At 40.3% G+C, this 18,387-nt stretch carries 16 protein-coding genes; 11 read left to right on the top strand and 5 right to left on the bottom strand.

Annotated elements, in window-relative coordinates; translation table 11 throughout:
* Window positions 1-20: 20 nt before the first annotated feature.
* The gene (locus RQ359_RS07175; RefSeq protein ID WP_162308994.1) at window positions 21-863 is read right to left on the bottom strand and encodes a CBS domain-containing protein; all 843 of its coding nucleotides are present in this window, start codon (window positions 861-863) and stop codon (window positions 21-23) included.
* Between the two features lie 44 nt (window positions 864-907).
* Between RQ359_RS07175 and RQ359_RS07170 the strand changes: the two genes are divergently transcribed.
* Complete coding sequence (locus RQ359_RS07170) at window positions 908-1,366, top strand: 8-oxo-dGTP diphosphatase (RefSeq protein WP_054838793.1); 459 nt, start codon at window positions 908-910, stop codon at window positions 1,364-1,366.
* 210 nt (window positions 1,367-1,576) lie between these two features.
* On the top strand, window positions 1,577-2,662 hold the full coding sequence (locus tag RQ359_RS07165) for a glucose 1-dehydrogenase (protein ID WP_156017128.1): 1,086 nt from the start codon (window positions 1,577-1,579) through the stop codon (window positions 2,660-2,662).
* Between the two features lie 284 nt (window positions 2,663-2,946).
* Here the strand turns inward: RQ359_RS07165 and acs are convergent, their stop codons facing one another.
* Entirely contained in the window at window positions 2,947-4,920 is a 1,974-nt protein-coding gene (gene acs / locus RQ359_RS07160; RefSeq protein WP_156017131.1) for an acetate--CoA ligase, read from the bottom strand.
* Between the two features lie 351 nt (window positions 4,921-5,271).
* On the opposite strand from acs, the gene RQ359_RS07155 reads away from it, so the two are divergent.
* From RQ359_RS07155 to RQ359_RS07135, 5 genes are all read left to right on the top strand, one after another.
* A complete protein-coding gene (locus tag RQ359_RS07155) occupies window positions 5,272-5,475 on the top strand; it encodes a DUF3311 domain-containing protein (protein ID WP_054838792.1) in 204 nt (67 codons plus the stop codon).
* Window positions 5,472-7,079 (top strand): sodium:solute symporter family protein, encoded by a 1,608-nt coding sequence (locus RQ359_RS07150; RefSeq protein ID WP_054838791.1) that lies wholly within the window; start codon window positions 5,472-5,474, stop codon window positions 7,077-7,079. The genes RQ359_RS07155 and RQ359_RS07150 overlap by 4 nt, the downstream gene beginning before the upstream one ends.
* A 265-nt stretch (window positions 7,080-7,344) precedes the next feature.
* Window positions 7,345-8,712: an MFS transporter gene (locus RQ359_RS07145; protein WP_156017134.1), complete on the top strand. Its 1,368-nt coding sequence runs from the start codon at window positions 7,345-7,347 to the stop codon at window positions 8,710-8,712.
* Window positions 8,713-9,019: 307 nt separating this feature from the next.
* Window positions 9,020-9,898, top strand: a complete 879-nt coding sequence (locus RQ359_RS07140) for a carbohydrate kinase family protein (protein ID WP_156017981.1) — start codon at window positions 9,020-9,022, stop codon at window positions 9,896-9,898.
* Complete coding sequence (locus tag RQ359_RS07135) at window positions 9,895-10,977, top strand: Y-family DNA polymerase (protein WP_156017142.1); 1,083 nt, start codon at window positions 9,895-9,897, stop codon at window positions 10,975-10,977. The genes RQ359_RS07140 and RQ359_RS07135 overlap by 4 nt, the downstream gene beginning before the upstream one ends.
* Here RQ359_RS07135 and RQ359_RS07130 read toward each other — a convergent pair.
* Complete coding sequence (locus RQ359_RS07130) at window positions 10,933-11,370, bottom strand: hypothetical protein (protein ID WP_156017144.1); 438 nt, start codon at window positions 11,368-11,370, stop codon at window positions 10,933-10,935. The two genes, RQ359_RS07135 and RQ359_RS07130, sit on opposite strands and share 45 nt — an antisense overlap.
* Before the next feature lie 12 nt (window positions 11,371-11,382).
* Between RQ359_RS07130 and rtcA the strand changes: the two genes are divergently transcribed.
* The 3 genes from rtcA to RQ359_RS07115 all read left to right on the top strand — a co-directional run bounded on the left by rtcA (window position 11,383) and on the right by RQ359_RS07115 (window position 14,293).
* Window positions 11,383-12,387 (top strand): RNA 3'-terminal phosphate cyclase, encoded by a 1,005-nt coding sequence (rtcA, locus tag RQ359_RS07125; protein WP_156017147.1) that lies wholly within the window; start codon window positions 11,383-11,385, stop codon window positions 12,385-12,387.
* Between the two features lie 38 nt (window positions 12,388-12,425).
* Window positions 12,426-12,995, top strand: a complete 570-nt coding sequence (locus tag RQ359_RS07120) for a hypothetical protein (protein ID WP_156017150.1) — start codon at window positions 12,426-12,428, stop codon at window positions 12,993-12,995.
* Between the two features lie 392 nt (window positions 12,996-13,387).
* Window positions 13,388-14,293 carry a glycosyltransferase family A protein gene (locus RQ359_RS07115; protein WP_240900148.1) on the top strand — a complete coding sequence of 302 codons (906 nt, stop codon included), beginning with the start codon at window positions 13,388-13,390 and terminating at the stop codon, window positions 14,291-14,293.
* Window positions 14,294-14,500: 207 nt separating this feature from the next.
* Here the strand turns inward: RQ359_RS07115 and RQ359_RS07110 are convergent, their stop codons facing one another.
* The gene (locus RQ359_RS07110) at window positions 14,501-15,436 is read right to left on the bottom strand and encodes an NAD-dependent epimerase/dehydratase family protein (RefSeq protein WP_156017153.1); all 936 of its coding nucleotides are present in this window, start codon (window positions 15,434-15,436) and stop codon (window positions 14,501-14,503) included.
* Window positions 15,437-15,486: 50 nt separating this feature from the next.
* Window positions 15,487-15,912, bottom strand: a complete 426-nt coding sequence (locus RQ359_RS07105) for a p24 family protein (RefSeq protein ID WP_054838784.1) — start codon at window positions 15,910-15,912, stop codon at window positions 15,487-15,489.
* Between the two features lie 235 nt (window positions 15,913-16,147).
* Between RQ359_RS07105 and RQ359_RS07100 the strand changes: the two genes are divergently transcribed.
* Window positions 16,148-18,136, top strand: coding sequence for a protein kinase domain-containing protein (locus RQ359_RS07100; protein ID WP_338116991.1), 1,989 nt, complete (start codon window positions 16,148-16,150; stop codon window positions 18,134-18,136).
* The last annotated feature ends 251 nt before the right edge of the window (window positions 18,137-18,387 follow it).

Raw genomic sequence — 18,387 nt, 5'->3', positions numbered from 1 at the left:
AGTAGGAGTTAGAAAAGTTCTCATTCTCCAGTTTTCATTGCCTGCATGTGTAACATGTGGTGTAATGCAATCAAAAGGTCCCTCTCCGTTATGATTCCGCTTACTTTTCCGTTTTCGTCTAAGATCATGAATGAGCCCTTCTTTTTATCCAAAAGTTCTTTAGCTGCATCGTTAACGTAAGTTTCGGGACTTATTGAGAGCACTGGATACTTCATTACCTCTGATACCTTCTTACCGAAGAAGAAGGAAGGGTTTTTTTTCTCTATAAACTTAGCAAAAGCCTTTATAGCATCAGTCGCAGTAATTATTCCAATCACTTTTCCTTCACTGTCCACTACGGGCAACCTCCTGAAACCTCTCCTTATCATGAGGGAGACAGCTTCCTCCAGCCTTATTCCACTGTCTATAGTTGCTACCCTTGAAGTGGCAAACGATTTCACCTTGTGCGTCTTGGGCAAGTCCTGATAAAGCAGTAGGAATTCCCTTTCTGTGACTATTCCTTTTGGTGCATATGCTTTATCCACAACTGGCATTGATCCGTAATCATGCGATACCATTACGTTAATGATGTCCAAAGCTAAGTCGTTTTCATAAGCTACGGAAGGCGAGCATACCATATGGTTCTTAACTGGTGCGTAAAGTACATCCTTCATTATGTTTTCAGGACAACCTTCAGGGCATTCTTGCACTATGAGCTCTAAGAGATCCCTTGTTGTAACTAATCCTACAACCTTTTCCTTGCCAACTATTACTCTTCCCACACCGAACTCGTTAACTTTACGTATAGCTTCCGCTAGAGGATCGTTAGGGTTCAGCGTAGATGGATCTGGAATCATCAAAGTCCTTATAAGAGTTTTTCCCACATTCATATGTAACCTTTTATTCGTTTTTATGCCTAAAAAATATTATGAACGATTATAGGAGAACTTGCATCTCCATAGTGAGAAAGGACGATGAGGTACTTATGTTTCTCAAGAGGAAAGGTTTAGGGGAGGGATTCTACAACTTTCCTGGCGGTAAGGTAGAGCCAAACGAGGAGCCATGCCAGTGTGCATCAAGAGAATTGAGGGAAGAAACTTGCTTGGAAGCACGATCCTTGAGGAGAATCGGGGAAATAACGTATAATCTTGACAACGGAGAGATAAGCGTAATGAGCGTATTTCAAGTGGATTCCTTTGAGGGGACTATGTGCGATTCACCTGAAGGAAAACCATTTTGGACGAAGGAAATTCCATTAGATAAAATGTGGGAAGATGATAGAATATGGATCCCACTAGCAATGTCAGGCAAGAAATTTCAATGCCAATTTTTCTTTTCATCAGATTGGAAGATATATAAGGGAGGAGAATGTAGGGAGGTGAACTAATCTTCTTCTTGGTTTATTATTACTTCTCTTTGTCGGGTATTTTGTCTTTTAATTATATTTATGTTATTTTTTTAAAAAATCTCTTTTTGCTACATGATCTTAGGAATATTTTTATTATTTCTTGTTTATTTTTGTGACATTAGATATTTTAGACGTAGAGCTGTTTAGTTTCAAGCAATAAAATATAAACTCTGGTATCCAATTTTGAATATGAAAGCTGTCATAGTGAAGCCAGGGGAGAAAGGAGCCACATTCAGCGACGTAGAAATAAAGGAAGATCAGATAAAGGGGGAAGAAGTAAAGATAAAGACCTTAAGGGTAGGCATTTGTGGGACTGATCGGGGAATTGTAAACGGCAAGTTGGATTTTGCTAGGCCTCCTGCTGGATATAACTTTCTAGTTCTAGGTCATGAGGGTCTAGGTAGAGTTGAAGAAGTTGGAGATAAGGTAACTTCGCTAAAGGAAGGCGACTTAGTTGTTCCAGTTGTGAGGAGAGGTTGTGGGAAATGTCTTAATTGTAAAATAGGAAGGCAAGACTTCTGCGAAACTGGGGAATTTGTAGAAGCTGGAATTAGGGGAATGCATGGTTTCATGAGGGAGGAATTCGTGGACGATGCTAAGTACTTGGTGAAAGTTCCTAGAGACTTAGGAGAACTTGCTGTCTTAGCTGAACCCTTATCAAATGTCATGAAGGCGTTTGACGAACTCATATTCATTCAAAAGAGAAGTATATGGCATTGCGAAGATTCGTCCTATGGCTGTAGAAACGCCACTATAATAGGCTCTGGTCCAATAGCGCAGTTCTTCGCTATGACGTTTGAGGCTAACAGATTTAACGTTACCATGCTTAACAGGAGGGATCCCAACGAAATAGAGGAAAAGATTTCCAGAACTGTGGGTTATAAATTCGTGAATACCTCCAATGGTTTAGATGAAGTTCCAGAGAGCGACGTTATAGTGGATACTTCAGGTTATCCTTCTGCCTTCATACCTCTCATAAAGAAACTTAAGCGTAATGGAGCTTTGATACTTTTTGGAACAGTAGGAGGAGAGAAGAGCGAGATAACATCAGATATGATAACAAAGTTCGTTGAGTACAACATAGTAGTCATAGGTAGCGTTAATGCAAGTAAGTTGAACTTCGAGGAAGGACTTTCATACCTTTCTCTTTGGAAAGCTAGATACGGTGACGTTTTGAGAAGCATGATAACTAAGGTAGTTAAACCCGAGGAAACTCAGAGTGCAGTTCTAGACAAAGCAAAGGGTAGTATTAAGACGATTATCGAATGGGATTGAAGGCATTCAGACTGCACTGAATGAACAGACTCATGCCATTTCTCTGCATGTTACATTTTTCATTGACGGAAATTAACTTATATTTTAATAGGTATGTTTAGATTTGTCCTAGAATGCTGATAAAGTGTTACACATAATTCCTTATATTCAATATAGATAACTAAAAAGTTCAATACTAGAATAAAATGTAAAAAAGAAAGAAATAGAGGAAAGATATTTCACGCTTACAAAAAACACGGAAAAGAAATTCGCCTAAAATATGTTGGACGCTTATCCTAAAATTTTCAGCTTGGCTGATTAGCAAGCTGTTTCTTTAATTCCTCTGAAGCTTTCTTTATCTCCTCCATTGAGGCCTCATCTTCCATTGTAGAAATGTCTCCCATATTTGACCCCATAACTACTGCCTTTATTACCCTCCTCATTACCTTTCCTGACCTAGTCTTAGGTAACGTATTGACGAAGTGAACTTCTGGTATCACGATAGCCCCCATGACTGTCTTTACATGGTTCTGTATTTCCTTCGCTAGTTTTTCCGACGGTGCATATCCCTGTTTTAACACAACGAAGGCATGGGCAGACTCACCTTTCTGAGGATCTGGAACTCCAACTACTGCAGCTTCCGCTACTGCTGGGTAGGACGTTATTGCGGACTCTACTTCTCCCGCCCCTATCCTATGAGCAGCTATCTTCAGAGTCTCGTCTGCTCTTCCCAGTACCCATACGTAACCTCCTTCGTCCATCATCGCATAATCTCCTGGATAGTAAACTCCGTTAAACTTGCTAAAGTAAGTCTTCTTAATCCTTTCATTACCTGGGTCGTTCCACATGGCTATCATCATGTTTGGAGGGAACGGAGGCTTCATTACAAGATAACCCCTTTCCCTCGGCTTAGCTGGATTTCCTTGCTCATCAACAACCTCTATTTTATTTCCGGGTAAAGGAAAGCCAGATGAAGGACCTGACTTCATCTTAAGGAAGAACAAACCTGGTAGATAACCTAAGTTAGGTGCTCCAGTTTCAGTCTGCCACCATTGATGTGACATGTAAACCTTTCCTCCGCCTACACTCTCTAAGCCGAACTTCCAAGGAGCATAATTTAGAACTTCACCGTTAGTAACTATAATCCTTAGCGAGGAAAGATCGTGCATTTTGATGTTTTCCTCACCATACTTCATTAGGTATCTAAGGAAGGTTGCGGATGTGCCGAACGTTGTAGCACGATAGTGTTCAATTAGTTCAGCCCATTTGTCTGGATAAGGATAATCAGGTGCACTCTCATATATAACGACCGTTCTTCCCATTACCAGGGGAGCGTAAGTAATGTACGAGTGTCCTACAATCCAGCCTATATCTGAAGTGTTGAACAGCACGTCGTTTTCCTTATCTAATCCGTAGCTCCAAAGCAACATTGCTCCGGTTCCCGTAATGTAACCTCCTGTGGAATGGGTTATTCCCTTTGGCTTACCTGTGGTTCCTGAAGTGTAAAGGATGAAAAGTGGATGGTTAGACTCCACCCATTCTGGCTCTATTGGCTTAAACTTGCCAACCTCGTCAAAGAAGACATCCCTTCCTTCCTTAACGGAGATCTCGTTGTTAGCTCTTCTAAAGACAAGGACATGTTTCACGGTGCTCTTGTCTCCTAGTATATTCAACGCTTCGTCAACTGCCTTCTTAAGTTCAACTAGTTTTCCTCTTCTGTAATATCCGTCTGCAGTAATAACTACCTTAGATCCAGCGTCTTGTATCCTATCAGCTATTGCTTGGGGACCGAAGCCTGCAAATATAACGCTGTGAATTGCGCCTATTCTTGCACAAGCCAACATGGCTATTACTCCTTCAGGCGTCAACGGCATGTAAATTGTGACGCGGTCTCCCTTCTGGACTCCCAGCTGTTTTAGCGCATTAGCCCACTTATTTACTTCGTAGTAGAGGTCTTGGTACGTTACTACCTTTCTTTCTCCTTTTTCGCTCTCCCAAGCTATAGCAGCCTTAAATTTCCTATGTGAATTGAGGTGTCTATCAACTGCGTTATAGGACGCGTTAACCTTAGCCCCCGTAAACCACTCAGTCATTGGATCCTTCTGTACGAAAACTTCCTTCCAAGGTTCCTTCCAAGTTATGAGCTCTTCAGCTACTTTCCCCCAGAACTTTCCAGGGTTCTCTACGCTCTCCTTATACATTGCCTTGTATACTCTTTCGTTATAGTCAGCAAATTCCTCCAATTCCTTTCCTTCCTTTTCAGCGAGAACGTTATCCATGTTATATCATTTAAAGATGCTTAAACTCTACTAAAAAACTTTACCAGCTGAGTGGAAAAAACGTAAGATATTTCCTTAAACAGTATACATATTCACGTCAGGACTCGCTTTAAACATTTTTATAATAATCCTTTTTAAAGTAAATTTCTTCAATACTACACAAGTAGCTATAGACGTTTACGTAAATAGTTTTCATAGTTTATATAAATCTACTTACTATTATTTTAGATCATTTACTGATATATAAATTTCTAAGAAAGAAATTTATACTTTTTTATAGTTTCTTCATAAAACAAATTGCTTAAATACTAGGCTAGAGATTTTTAGGTTGCAATTGATAAGGCGATAAAAATGGTTTCGTCCAACGGTTCAAAGTATTACTTGATAATGTTGTTCATGTTCATAATCGACATTATTTTATACGCTCTACTTCCGGTTTACAACAAGGTAGCTCCTAGTATAGGCGGCCTGCCTTTCTTTTATACGTACCAGATAGTGATGCTGATAGTTTCGTCAGTGTTATTCCTAATACCCTCATTAGGTGATAAGAGATGACATCCCCACACATAGATGATGTAACACTAGGAGTTTTCATAGCTCTTTTCGCGGTCTTCACTTTCCTCGGTTTTTATGGTGCTAAGTGGAGGAAGGGAGATCTTAATAAGCTGGGAGAATGGGCTCTAGCAGGAAGAAGGCTAGGTTTCTTCTTCGTATGGTTCTTAATGGGTGCAGACTTATTTACAGCTTACACTTTCATAGCAGTACCTTCGGCTTATTTAACGACTGGAGCGTTGTATTTCTTTGCAGTACCTTACGTAGCATGGGGTTTTGCAGTCGCTCTACTTACAATGCCAAAGCTACATCAATATGCTAAGAAGAGAGGCTTCATAACCGCCTCAGACTTCGTAAAGGAAAGGTTTGGAAGCAGAACCTTGTCAATCCTCGTTGCTTTAACCGGCACAGTGGCTGAGCTTCCCTACATAGCGCTACAAATAGTGGGAATGGAGGCAGTACTGGAAATGTTGTTTATAGGGCTGACTGGTAAGTCTCCAAGTGATATTATAGTAGAGTTATCCCTTTTGATATCCTTTATAGTCCTTGCTGCATTTACCTTTGCCAGCGGACTAAGAGGAGCCGTACTAACAGGAGTGTTCAAAGACGTACTTATATGGATATCAGTAATAATTCCAGTAGTTTACATAGCTGTTACTTTAGGCGGTTTCTCTTCAGCTATACATGATACAGCTTCGGGTCCGATAACTTCGTCCATGATAAATCACGCCCTTTCAGCTGCTCATGCAGATAAACCCATTCCTTATAATTACCTGATACCAAGTAAGGACTTAATTGCAGCTTACTTCTCTCTAGCCATAGGTAGCGCGTTTGCACTTTACTTGTATCCTCACGCTATAAACGGTTCTATGAGCGCAGAGGATCCTAAGAAGCTTAAGATAGGAACTGCATTATTGCCAATTTATGGAATAGGTCTTGCACTAATTACGCTATTCGGTCTTTTAATTTATGCAGTACCCGGGGCAATATCTCTAATATATACTAGCAAGGATGGTGCCTTGACAGTTCCCGCACTTATATCGTATACAATGCCTGACTGGTTTGTGGGTATTGCCCTACTAGGAATATTTATCGGCGGCTTAGTTCCGGCTTCAGTAATGGCAATAGCTGTTGCTAATTTATTCACTAGAAACGTTATAGGTGAATTCAAACAATTATCACCATCCAGCGAGGCTAGAGTAGCTAAATGGATATCTACTTTGTTCAAGTTCCTGGCTTTAGGCTTCGTCTTTACAGTCCCCGCTACATACGCTATTCAGTTACAATTGCTGGGCGGAATCTTCATTACTCAAACTTTACCATCTGTGTTTCTAGGCTTATTTACAAATAAATTAGAAAAGAATTCAACTATAGCAGGATGGGCTGGAGGAATAATATCAGGACTCATGTTGGTATTGTATGCAAACCACTTCAAGTCCTTATCTACTAGCCTCTTTGCTACTCCATTCGGTCTGATATACGCGGCCTTAATAGCCTTGGGAATAAATCTAGCTATAACCTTAGTAGGGACAGCCTTGGCAACAGCCATGGGATGGAGGCCAAAGGAGGACCAGTTAGAGAAGGAAATAGAGACAGAAACAAAGTAAGCTTTTACTTATTTTTAATTTCTATTTATTTCTACTGTTTAAATTAAGTCTTTTGTATTCTATTTCAAATAGAATAATAATAAAACCTCTTTTTTAGTTTCTATAATATTTTTATTAAGTAGATGAATAATCTAGTAAGTTGTAAATATATGATGCTATTTTTATATATAGAATATAAAGCTACTAAAGCTTAGAAATAAAACTATCTAATCACTTTTAATTAAACATAGAAAAATTCATAATCTGGAAGATAAATCTCTTCTTCATGGATAAGAAAAGTGGAAACAAGGAGGAAAAAGCTAAGGAGCTAATTGCAAGGCTCAACAGGCTTTCTTCTTGGCCCTTACCTACTTCCTTTATTCTGATTATAGGGGTGGGCTATTTCTTCACATTCTATGACATATCTGATATAGGCTTTGCAATGCCTGCAATAGATCAACAATTCCATTTAGGTAGTTCATTATCACTTTTCATTGCGCTTTCAGTAGGGCTCATAGGATATGCAATAGGTTCCTATGTAGTTGGTACCATATCTGACTATTACGGTAGATTCAGGGCAATGATACTGACCATGGGTCTAACTGCGTTAGGTTCCTTCGGTGACGCTGCGTCATTCAACGTGCCAGAGCTTGCAATTTTCAGGTTCATAACTGGGCTAGGTCTAGGAGCGGATCTCAACCTAGTTTCAACTTATCTAAGTGAACTATCGCCTCCTAACATACGCGGAAAGATAACAGTGTATTCCTTCATATTAGGAATTCTGGGACAAGCTATTACTCCTTTCATAGCCCTTAGTTTAGTTCCTGTTTATTATGATGGTTGGAGATACTTGTTTGCAATAGGCGGTATAATAGCTGTAGTGGCATTAGCTCTCAGATTTGAGCTTCCTGAATCTCCAAGGTGGTTAATATCTAGGGCGGGCAACTTGGAGAAGGCCGAAGAGATCATAACAAGAATGGAAAATACAGTTAGAGATAAGATGGGAAAGTTAAACAGTCCCAATATAGTTAACGTTGATGTTAACGAAAAGCGTTTTCCTACGTCCTACGTATTCAAGAAACCTTATGTGTATAGATTAGCCCTTCTTGTCACAATGTGGTTCTTCTGGTACATAGGTAATTACGGCTTTCTGGGTGACGCTACAACGTTGCTGTCGGCCAGCGGGATTTCAATTTCTAGCTCTATAGGATATCTTGCAGTAGGTGCAATAGGATATCCCGTAGGCGCGATTCTTATGGCTTTAACAGCGGACCGGTTCGAAAGGAAGTATGTGATATTCATGGACACGGTGGTTTGGTTAATTGGAATGCTGACCTTCTCAACCAGAATACCTTCACTCATCTACGTAGGTTCGTTCCTAGCCTCGTTGGCATTAGGAATGTACCTTCAAGTGGCTTACACTTATACTGCTGAGAACTATCCTACCAGAGCCAGGACATCAGGTTTTGCGCTAACCGACGGAATAGGGCACATAGGAGGTGCATTAGGAGCCCTCTTTCTTCCAGTTCTGGTATCTACATATGGCTTCTCTTTCGGCTTTACCTTCATAGGTATCACTGGTGTAATAGCTGGAGTTTTGGCTCTGCTGGGTCCTAAAGCCTCTAAAATTGCTTTAGAGGAAGTATCCGCTTGAGTTAGAAGGAAATTAGAAATATAATAAGATTATAAAGTAAATGAGATATATAAGTGAAATTATCCATTTTTTAGCTCTTCTTTTTATAACGATATACTTTTTAGTTTAATTATGCAAAACTTTTTTACATATATGTGAAGGGATATCTTAACTTTTCCCATAGTCTAGGCGGTCTGTCTCATGGTAAAGTTGGTGAGAAGAAAGAGAAAAACACATAACTATACCTTTAAATCATGTTTGCAAAGTACTATTACATCTAACGCTTTTATTCCCGGATGATGACGACCTTTGGGACTTACTCGTGAAGATGTGGCGGCTGTCTGACTATAGGAGCATTCACTTAGCTGTAGGGAAGTTAAACGTAGATGTGATAGTGAAGGGATTGGATCAGATACCCCCTCCAGATACTCCAGTTTACGCGGAAGACGTGGAGATCGTTCCTGGAGGGGCAGCTACTAATTATTCAGTTGCCATTTCTAGATTCGGCCATTCTGTGAAACTTTTGAGCAAGGTTGGGATAGGTCCAACCATGAAGGGTATAATGACATCTCTAGCCGAGCTTGGAGTCGGTTTAGAATACGTTCAAGAAGAACAATACGTTCAAAGTCCGACATTAATCTTCCTGAGGAATGACGGCTCAATATCGATAGTTAGAAAAAAGAACTCAGTTCCTCCAATAACTAGGGAGGAGGTGAACCGCTTCGCCGGTCTGTTTGATGTGGTTCATTTCGCTTCACTTCCACCCCAACTTGTTTTGCGAGACCCTTACGCTAAGGTTACATCCTACGATCCTGGACCTACAGTCAGGGAAATCGTGGATCCCCTAGAGGTTGATGTGCTCTTCGTAAATAACACGGAGGCTGAGAAACTTGACATGGAAAAAGTGAAAACTAGATACCTCGTTGTAAAGAAAGGAAAGAAAGGAGCTACAGTAACCTCAGAAGTGGAAGAATGTTCAGTTGACGCCATCCAAGTAGATCCAGTAGATACGACTGGAGCTGGGGACGTTTTTGATGCCGCGTTCAATTTTGGTCTAGCTGAGGAGTGGAGTTTAGAGGAAACCCTTCAGTTCGCCTCAGTAGCTTCTGGGCTTAAGGTAACTAGACTAGGTGGCACTTCATCTCCTTCTTTCCAGGAGGTAGTTTCGTTTTTAAATGAGAAACCGCCTAAGGTAAAGTGTAGATGAGGAGAAAAAGGATTCTCTTCGTTGATTTAGATTACTTCTACGCTCAAGTGGAAGAAGTCATCAACCCTTCCCTAAGAGGGAAGCCAGTTGCAGTATGTGTCTTCTCGGGCAGAAATGAAGATAGTGGCGCAGTTGCCACTTCAAATTACGAAGCCAGGAAGCTAGGAATAAAGGCTGGGATTCCAATAGCTATGGCTAAGAGGCTCAGTAATGATGTTATACTTTTGCCCATGAGGAAGGACCTTTACAAGGGCATATCAGATAAAATCATGGGTTATCTATCAACTCTGGGAACAACTGAGGTAGCTAGCATAGATGAGGCATACGTTGACTTGGGCGAAATTACGTTGGAAGAAGCCTTCAAACTTGCCAAGGAAGTCAAGGAAAGGATATTCAAGGATCATGGGTTAAAAGTAAGCATAGGAGTGGCCAGCAATAAGGTCTTTGCTAAGGTAGCTTGTGAAATGGGTAAACCTGACGGATTGGTTGTCCTTGACGACGAAAAGGAGGAAAAGCTAAGGAGCGAAATAGAGGTAAGCGAAATCCCCGGGATTGGTCCAGTTCTTAGGGAAAAGCTAAACGAACTTGGGGTAAACAAGTTAGGTGACATGAAAAACTTAGACGAGTATAAGTTGAGGAAAGTTCTAGGCGAAGCCAAGGCACAGTATCTCATATCATTGGCAAATGGAACTTACGATGAGCCCGTTAAGGTCAGGCAAAGGAAACATCAAGGTAGGTACGTAACTCTCAAGAGAAACACTAGGGATCCCAACGAGATCAAGCCCTATCTCTTCAGGGCAGTAGACGAAGCCTTCGCCAAGGCGTCTGGAGCTTTGCCTATGGAAATCCACGTTGTAGCCATCATGGAGGATATAGATATAGTAAGCAGAAGCAGAACTTTCAAACATCCAATAAGCAAGGACGAAGCCTACAACACATGCTATAAATTGCTCTTAGATATACTTAGAGAGGATAAAAGGCAGGTAAGAAGGATAGGTGCAACCTTAGGCAAGTTGAAAAAAGTGGATGGATCTCTAGACAAGTTCTTCGACTTTAAATTGGATGGAAACTCCGTTTAGGTTTGGCACACCGTAAATTCTAACGTAATTCAAAAATCCCCTAACCCCCCTAGATGAGGTGTCACCTTCAGACAATTCTATATCGTAGAGTAAAGGGACTCTCTCAGTAGATAGTGGTCTCTCTATTCTGATCTTGCTTATGAGATAAGACCAAGCTTCCTTTACGCCTGAAGCGGTTACAACGGTCTTCTTTCCCCTCAATGCATATGGCTTTCCCGTCTCCTCTACTAATCCGTAGCTATCCCTCAACACTAAGAACCTTCCCTTTCTTCCTCCTGGGGTATCCTCGAAGAAATTTAGAGTTAACACGTAATAACCATCCATCGATAAAGGTATAACTACGTCCTCCTCTTCGCCAAGGTAACTTGATATCCTAGGTATTCTCACTATCACATGTGAATTTCTTTGATTGAGATAGATGGGTCTTTCGGTGAAGGTGGGGGACAGATTCTGAGGACTTTGTTGACCCTTTCAGCCCTTACAGGAACGCCATTTAGACTATACAATATCAGGAGAAATAGGCCCAACCCGGGATTACAAAGAAGTCACTTATCTTCAGTTAATGCTGTATCTCAAATCTCTAATGCCCAAGTCAGAGGAAACTACCTTAATTCCACAGAACTGGAATTCATTCCTCACGAAATAGAAGATGTTAACCTTCAAGTAGACGTTGGTAGCGCAGGTAGCATTACGTTGGTATTGCAAAGCGTTTTGCCATTGATTCTCAATCGTAGGTCTTCCATCTACTTGAAGGGAGGCACAGACGTACCTAAATCTCCTACAATGGATTACTTTCGTTATGTCTTCTTAGGAGCCCTCAGAAGGGTTGGGATAGAGGGTAAAACAGAAATAAAGAAAAGGGGATATTATCCAAAAGGAGGAGGCGAAGTTCACGTCTCCGAATTTAGGGGAGGAAGGGAATTCTCGCTCTTAGAGATGGGAGAAGTCACCGATGCATTCGCGATTTCCCACGTAACCTCCTTACCTTTGAGTATAGCAGAAAGGGAGGCAAATGCAGCGTTCCAAGTACTTTCAAGTCGTTTTCAAGTTCACAAAGAGACGAGAGAAGATATAGGTATTGGCAATGGAACTTCAACATTGGTTTTTCTTGAGGGAGGAGGAATAATTGGATCAGATTCTTTGGGGGCTTTAGGAAAGAGGGCTGAGGACGTGGGGAAAGAGGCTGCAAATAACGTTTTAATGGATTTTCTTACCGAGGCCGCAGTGGACTCATATTTGAGCGACATGTTAATGGTTTACTCGTCCATATTCGGAGGAGAGTACAAGGGTGCAAGGCTCACGTGCCATGCTAGGACTAACGCAGAGATCATAAGGAAGTTTGGGTTGAAAGTAGAAATCGCAGGAAACTCACCCTTCTTCTTTAGGATAAAGGAACCTCTTGTCTTTTGATAAAAACTAATAAAATATTTTTCACGTTTCTGTGTTTCATGCATAGAGAGGATTTACTTAAAAAGATGGAAACTCAAGGTTTCAGGAAAATTACCGGACCACCAGAGGACTGGTTGAAGGCTTTAGTTAGCATGGAGTGGGGATTTAGAGACAAGGAAAGGCTAAGAAAGGAATGGGAGAAAATAATGGAAGGGGATATCTTCATTTTTCATTCAATGAAAACCGAGCATTTAGGAGACTATAACACTCCAACTGGAATCGTGGGAGTAGGAGTAGTATCGTCAACCTATGAAGGGGAGGACAATGATCCTGGCTTCGAACCATCTAACTTGAGACCACTCAGAATGAAGTTCGGGGAAACTTGGTGGTTCGGAAACATTGACAAGATAAATGTGAAGGAGCCTTTCGTAGAAAAGGTAAAGAAGGGAAGAATCTACATAAGAAAGGAGGTGGACTTTCTAGTCATTAACTGTTTGACGTTCTCGGAAATGAAGGCTAAGGGTTTCACTATCTCCACTCAGGGTGCAATTCAGAACGTTAAAAGCGATAAATGGAAACCTTTAACCGAGATGATAGGACGTAGGATGAGATATTACATTAAATCTTGAATAGTGCAAAGAGAGACGTGAGCTAAGCATTTTATATATTATTAATTATTTACGAAATTATAAAAATCTATTAAGGATATATTGTAAAAATGTCATATCTCTATTAAGTAGTACATCAAAGTGGAAGTGAGGGTCAGAGACAGATTAGAAAAATTCACGAGAAAGGGAGTCTAAGCATAATATCACTTATGGACTAAAAGAAAGAGGAAAGAAAAAGAGTTGAAATGAACTTAAGAGAATGAAGGTTAGAGCAGGGATCGGATTTTAAAAGTGTCTATTCCTGTTTTAATTGATGGACGTAGAGATCGCAATACCTACTTGTTGTAATGACGGAAAGACGATAAAGTTCACTTTACAATCTTTGGCGAAGCAAAACCTACAAGGATTTTCATTTGTTGATTGTATATAAGCCGACTCCTAACGACCATACCCCTGACGTTCTAAAGCCTTTCTCAAGGGAGCTTAACATGAGCATTATAGAACAAACTGAGGGAGGAATCGATGACGCCATGAACTTGATATTTCAGAACGCAACAGGGGATATATTGCTAACGACAGATGACGATGAAATCCCGGACGAAAATTGGGTCAATGATCACGTTTTATTTCATGAAAGATATCCAAACGGTGGAGCGTTCAGGGGTAGGGTAAAAAGGAAGAGTTCAGATGTTGGGAGGAGAGTGAAATTCAAGGGATTAAGGAGATTAATCTATTCAGATTACTCTAGCGATTTCAAGGAATATATAGGTTACCTAACTGTCTTCGGTTTACCTTATGATAGAAGTGATAACGCCTCTCCACGTAAAGGTGAAGTGATGAAAACAATCACTCTAACTTATGAAAACAGTTCGTTTAAGAGAAAAGTTTACAATGACTTTAGGGTACCTGGCTATTCCCTTAGGGGCTTTCATGGAGAGGATCTAATTTCACTTCATGCCATAAAGAAAGGATTCTTCACCGGGGAGATAGATGGAGGCTGGACAGAGGAGATAGAAAGAACTCAATTTGGTGTCACTAACGAATCTTTGTCTACGCCTACTAGCATTAGGGGAAGATTAGGTCTGATAGCTGAACACTTCCTCTTTCCTTACGGGGCATACTTGGAGGGCTTTACACCGAGAAGGTTATGGCTATTAAAACCTCTGTTATCAACTATAAGGGACCCGTTAAGGAGGGAAGCTTCAATTTTAGGCCTTACCTTAGCTCAAGATGCAATTTCAAAACGTTTAGAACCTAAAACCGTCAGGAAGATGCTTAAGTCCTCATTAGATTCATTGTATTCTAAATTCAATATATAACTTTATTCTTTAAGTAATATGTATATTTCAAGACTAATTATAAACCTTTCCTTTAGGAAAAGCCAGGAGTATGTAGCTCTTTTCCTATTACTTGGATACTTGATTCAATCCCAAGTTTTGTTCATATAAATATTTTCAATATGATAACGAAACCTTTCTTGTTATCGTTACTGCTAATTTTGTATGTGTTTCCTCAAAGGTGTACACTTATGTTGGTATCAATATCTTCTTGATTTCCAAATGGTGTAAAAACTTAGCGTTCTCTACTATTTCGTTTTCCCTAAATCTCAGATCTTTCACTATGTTTTTACAAGTGGAACAATCGAAGGTGGATTTAGTATACTTTAGTAGTGACCTTACGTAACTGGGAAGAACCACCTTAGCTACAGATCCAGGTATCGGAAGCCTTAATCCACCATTTTTACCAAGTCCCTCCCTCATAAGCTCGAAGAACCTTGTAACGTTTACTGGTTCACATTCGGTGGCGTAGAAGTATGTAGTTTCTTTGCCATCCACCGAACTCTCTATTACCTTTGCTAGGTCATTTGCGCTTATTGAATTAAATGAGAAGGGCAAGGATGGAATTATCCCCCTTTTAGCCATTTTATACATAGTTATAAATTGCACGTGAGCTCCGTATCTACCGTACACTAAGGTAGGTCTAATTAGGATTAGCGGAAAGTCGTTTTCCTTGGCTATTTTCATTAATTCCCTTTCAGCTTCAGCCTTAGTTCTCTCGAATGGAGTCTCTGGGTTTAGGTTGTTCAAATGAGGTACTTCAGGCTTTACGTTATTACCAACATATCCCAGCATTCCAGTAAGGTGAACCATAACTTTCTTGCTCTTAGATACCAACTTAGCAATTGATACTGGAACTTCAACGTTGGCCTTCCTTAGTTTCTCCTCATCGCCTTGAATCTCACCTACTAGACTTATCACTGCGTCGCTCCATTCAACTAGTTTAGCGAATTCCTCTTTGCCTACCTCAGTTCTTATAAGTTCAGCCTTTCCTTCCAGTAAGTGAGCATATTCCTCCTTTACAGGGTTCATGTTTCTGTAGGTCACCTTTACCTCGTGCCTACTGGATAGATATTCAGCTAAATGCGTCGAAATGAACCCGTGACCTACTAATAGATATCTCATTTAAGAAAGTATAATTTTTAAACAGTTAAAAAATGGAATTAAGCTAGGGATTAAATTTTCTGCGCTAAAGTGTCGTAGCTAAGAAGCGGAGTGTCCTCGTGAATAACCATTGTGCCTGTTACGTTCTTGGTGAAGAGTGAAATTCCGTTATTTATCTGAAAAGTATAATCGCCTCCATAAGATGTAAACTGATAAGACATGGAGTTAACTAGACCTATCCTTGTAACCGAACCATTAGGGGATACTATGTTGAAGAATATGGTATTCACTCCTCCAGATACACTTAAATTAATGTAAACAGTCGAACCCTTCGGTATGTCTAGAGAAAAATCATATTCTTTACCTGCAGGTATTTCTTTGGAAATGTTGTAGGATACCGTATGGGGTATAGGTACTACAAATAGTATAGCTCCTATTGCTAGAATTAGAATTATTACGCCTACTAGCTTTCCCACTAACCCTCTTCTATTGTTCATCTTAGTTACTAGGTCGGTCTATTACTTTTAAGTTGATTCCCACTTTATAAATATATTTTTTCTAGATGAGGAGACTGTCTAAACCTTTTAACTATAACCTATTTAAGCTATTTCATAAATCACACCTAGCTTCAAAAGGAGAAACATTCTTTTAATTAATGGTCAAATTTAAGACTCATGTTCCAGTATTATGTGTATTTCCTTTTGATATCAATATTACAGTAATACTGAAATCGTGCAATTCGTTGTCGTTAAGGACGGTAACAAGTATCTCTTTGATAACGGTAACGTAACAACTTACGATGGAAAATTGAAGGTTAAAGGAAACGTAATAGGGTACGTAGTAACGATTGACGAAAATAAGGTTAGACAAACGTCAATTCCTGTGATGGTTCCTAGCAATGAGGTAGTAGACGTAAGGTTAATTGCTTACACGCCGGAGCTGGGGTTCATCTTCGAAGGGAATGACGCAGTGTTCCTCTATACAGGGAAAATTGACTCTCCAGTATTGAACGGAATGTATCAGATCATATATGGTGTTCCTGTGCTAAGGGGTTCCAAACAATCCATCCTAAATGCGGCAAAGGATCCGAAAATAGCAGAATACGTTCTCAGATTTTACAAGGATCAAGACCTGATGAAAGAGGCATTCTCAACCCTTGCTTCTAACGGAGAGTGTGGTAAAGTTGTCAGTTTCTATAAGGAACTGAAGGTGACAGATCCCGAAATTTCTCTCATAGTAGCTCCATGTCTTGAGAAGGTAGGAGAAGAACTTGAAGCGTTGAAGATATATTCTTTCTTCTCCGAAGAGAAATATAGAGAACTTGAGGCTAGGCTCAGGGCTAAGGCTAACTCGTTGATTGACAACTTTTACTCCACTAGGAACTCAAAGTACCTCCTTGAGGCATTAAAGGTACTACCAACATATGATGCACCCTCTCTAGCTTTGGGCTGGCACTACTTCGAGAAGAAGGATTACGAACACGCTAAGGAAAACTTTGAGGAGGCAGTTAGAAAGAGATCCACGTTCCATAACATGGTTATGCTAGCTTGGTCTTATATACATCTCAATGAGTATAAGAAAGCCTTTGAGGTAATTGAGAAGGCAGAGAAGATCAAGAGAAATGCAGGTTCAGCATATGTGAAAGGTCTTGCACTTGAGGGCATGAATGCATCGTCTATGGCGGAAAGGGAATTTATGTTTGCATGTAGAGAAGGCGTAATAGAGGCGTGTAACAAGTTTAAACCTTACAAGTTATTCGTTCCTGACGTCTTTGATCCGTCGTCTTGGGTAGGTTATGTAATGTATGGGTATGAGATAAAGGGTGTTCTAGGAACCGGAGGCATGGGTTACGTGTTGCTGGCCGACAAGAACGGTAAATCATTTGCAATGAAGGTAATGAAAAAAGACTACACATTTGTGGAAATGCTTTACGAGGTAGCGAAAATGCAGGAGATTTCAAAAAGGTCAGACAATCTAGTGAGGGTTTACGCGTCATTCTTGGACGAGAACTGGACGGATTATTTCTCTAGTCCGCCTACCATAGTGATGGAGTATATGCAAGGAGGAGACTTGAGGGATGTATTGGTTAATGAGGAATATTCAGCATTGAGACATTCCGTTAAGTGGCCTCAGGTAGTGGCTTTGATATTCTCAAGGATAGCTAGAGGAGTAATAGATGTCCATAAGGAGGGTTACGTTCACTGCGACATAAAGCCCTCCAATATACTCTTTAATAAGAAATTGCCGAAGATGGGTGAGGATGCTATGAAGGCTCTTTTAGGTTACGAAGTAGTTCCTAAACTTTCTGACTTAGGTTCTGCCCTTAAGGCTGGAATTCCCGCGGTACACTATACTCCTTACTATGCTCATCCTATGCAGAGGTTCGGGATGAATGTAGACTATCAATTTGACGTGTATTCGTTTACCGTATCGCTTTACGTGGCTTTGACCAACAATTTTCCGTTCTCGGAGTGGGCAGAGAACGAAATTGAGGAAGCCGTGAAGGACAGATCTAAGCGGGAGACTATACTGAGGGAATTCTACGAATTGAATCCCCGCTTAGACTACGTCCCTCAAGAGTTTCATGAAATTATAACCAAGGGGCTAAAGGGAGAAACTACAATGGAGGAGATAGTCAAGGAACTTGATTCAGTCCTTACATATGATTACGGAATCGAGGTTCCTTGGAACAACTCCAGAAATAGCCTAACTGTTTTCTAAAATTGAACAAAACAAAAATAAAGTCATTCCCTTTCGGTTATCTTGTACTTTAGGTTGAAGAGGCAATAGGATTCATTTCCACTGGAAGGCTAACCTTTAAAACCTTAATTGGAATCGTTTTTCATCACGTAATATTGATGTTTAATTGAAAAATAAAAGAATACTTCTTGAATCCTTCCCTTTTATCTTAACGGGGTTAAGGGGCGGAAGACCATTCCGTAAGGGGCAGGGTAGTTCATGTATGCTCCTCA

This window comes from Sulfuracidifex metallicus DSM 6482 = JCM 9184 (assembly GCA_032834875.1).
GTDB lineage: Archaea > Thermoproteota > Thermoprotei_A > Sulfolobales > Sulfolobaceae > Sulfuracidifex > Sulfuracidifex metallicus.
The sequence above is the reverse complement of the archived record's forward strand: the minus strand, read 5'-3'. Positions and strand labels throughout refer to the sequence as shown.

What these genes read in the sequence shown, in the direction of transcription:
- RQ359_RS07150 (WP_054838791.1), top strand. Translation starts at nt 5,472, where the DNA reads ATGACATCCCCACACATAGATGATGTAACACTAGGAGTTTTCATAGCT.
- RQ359_RS07135 (WP_156017142.1), top strand. Translation starts at nt 9,895, where the DNA reads ATGAGGAGAAAAAGGATTCTCTTCGTTGATTTAGATTACTTCTACGCT.
- RQ359_RS07145 (WP_156017134.1), top strand. Translation starts at nt 7,345, where the DNA reads ATGGATAAGAAAAGTGGAAACAAGGAGGAAAAAGCTAAGGAGCTAATT.
- RQ359_RS07155 (WP_054838792.1), top strand. Translation starts at nt 5,272, where the DNA reads ATGGTTTCGTCCAACGGTTCAAAGTATTACTTGATAATGTTGTTCATG.
- RQ359_RS07105 (WP_054838784.1), bottom strand. Translation starts at nt 15,912, where the DNA reads ATGAACAATAGAAGAGGGTTAGTGGGAAAGCTAGTAGGCGTAATAATT.
- RQ359_RS07170 (WP_054838793.1), top strand. Translation starts at nt 908, where the DNA reads ATGAACGATTATAGGAGAACTTGCATCTCCATAGTGAGAAAGGACGAT.
- RQ359_RS07140 (WP_156017981.1), top strand. Translation starts at nt 9,020, where the DNA reads ATGTGGCGGCTGTCTGACTATAGGAGCATTCACTTAGCTGTAGGGAAG.
- RQ359_RS07110 (WP_156017153.1), bottom strand. Translation starts at nt 15,436, where the DNA reads ATGAGATATCTATTAGTAGGTCACGGGTTCATTTCGACGCATTTAGCT.
- RQ359_RS07120 (WP_156017150.1), top strand. Translation starts at nt 12,426, where the DNA reads ATGCATAGAGAGGATTTACTTAAAAAGATGGAAACTCAAGGTTTCAGG.
- RQ359_RS07165 (WP_156017128.1), top strand. Translation starts at nt 1,577, where the DNA reads ATGAAAGCTGTCATAGTGAAGCCAGGGGAGAAAGGAGCCACATTCAGC.
- acs (WP_156017131.1), bottom strand. Translation starts at nt 4,920, where the DNA reads ATGGATAACGTTCTCGCTGAAAAGGAAGGAAAGGAATTGGAGGAATTT.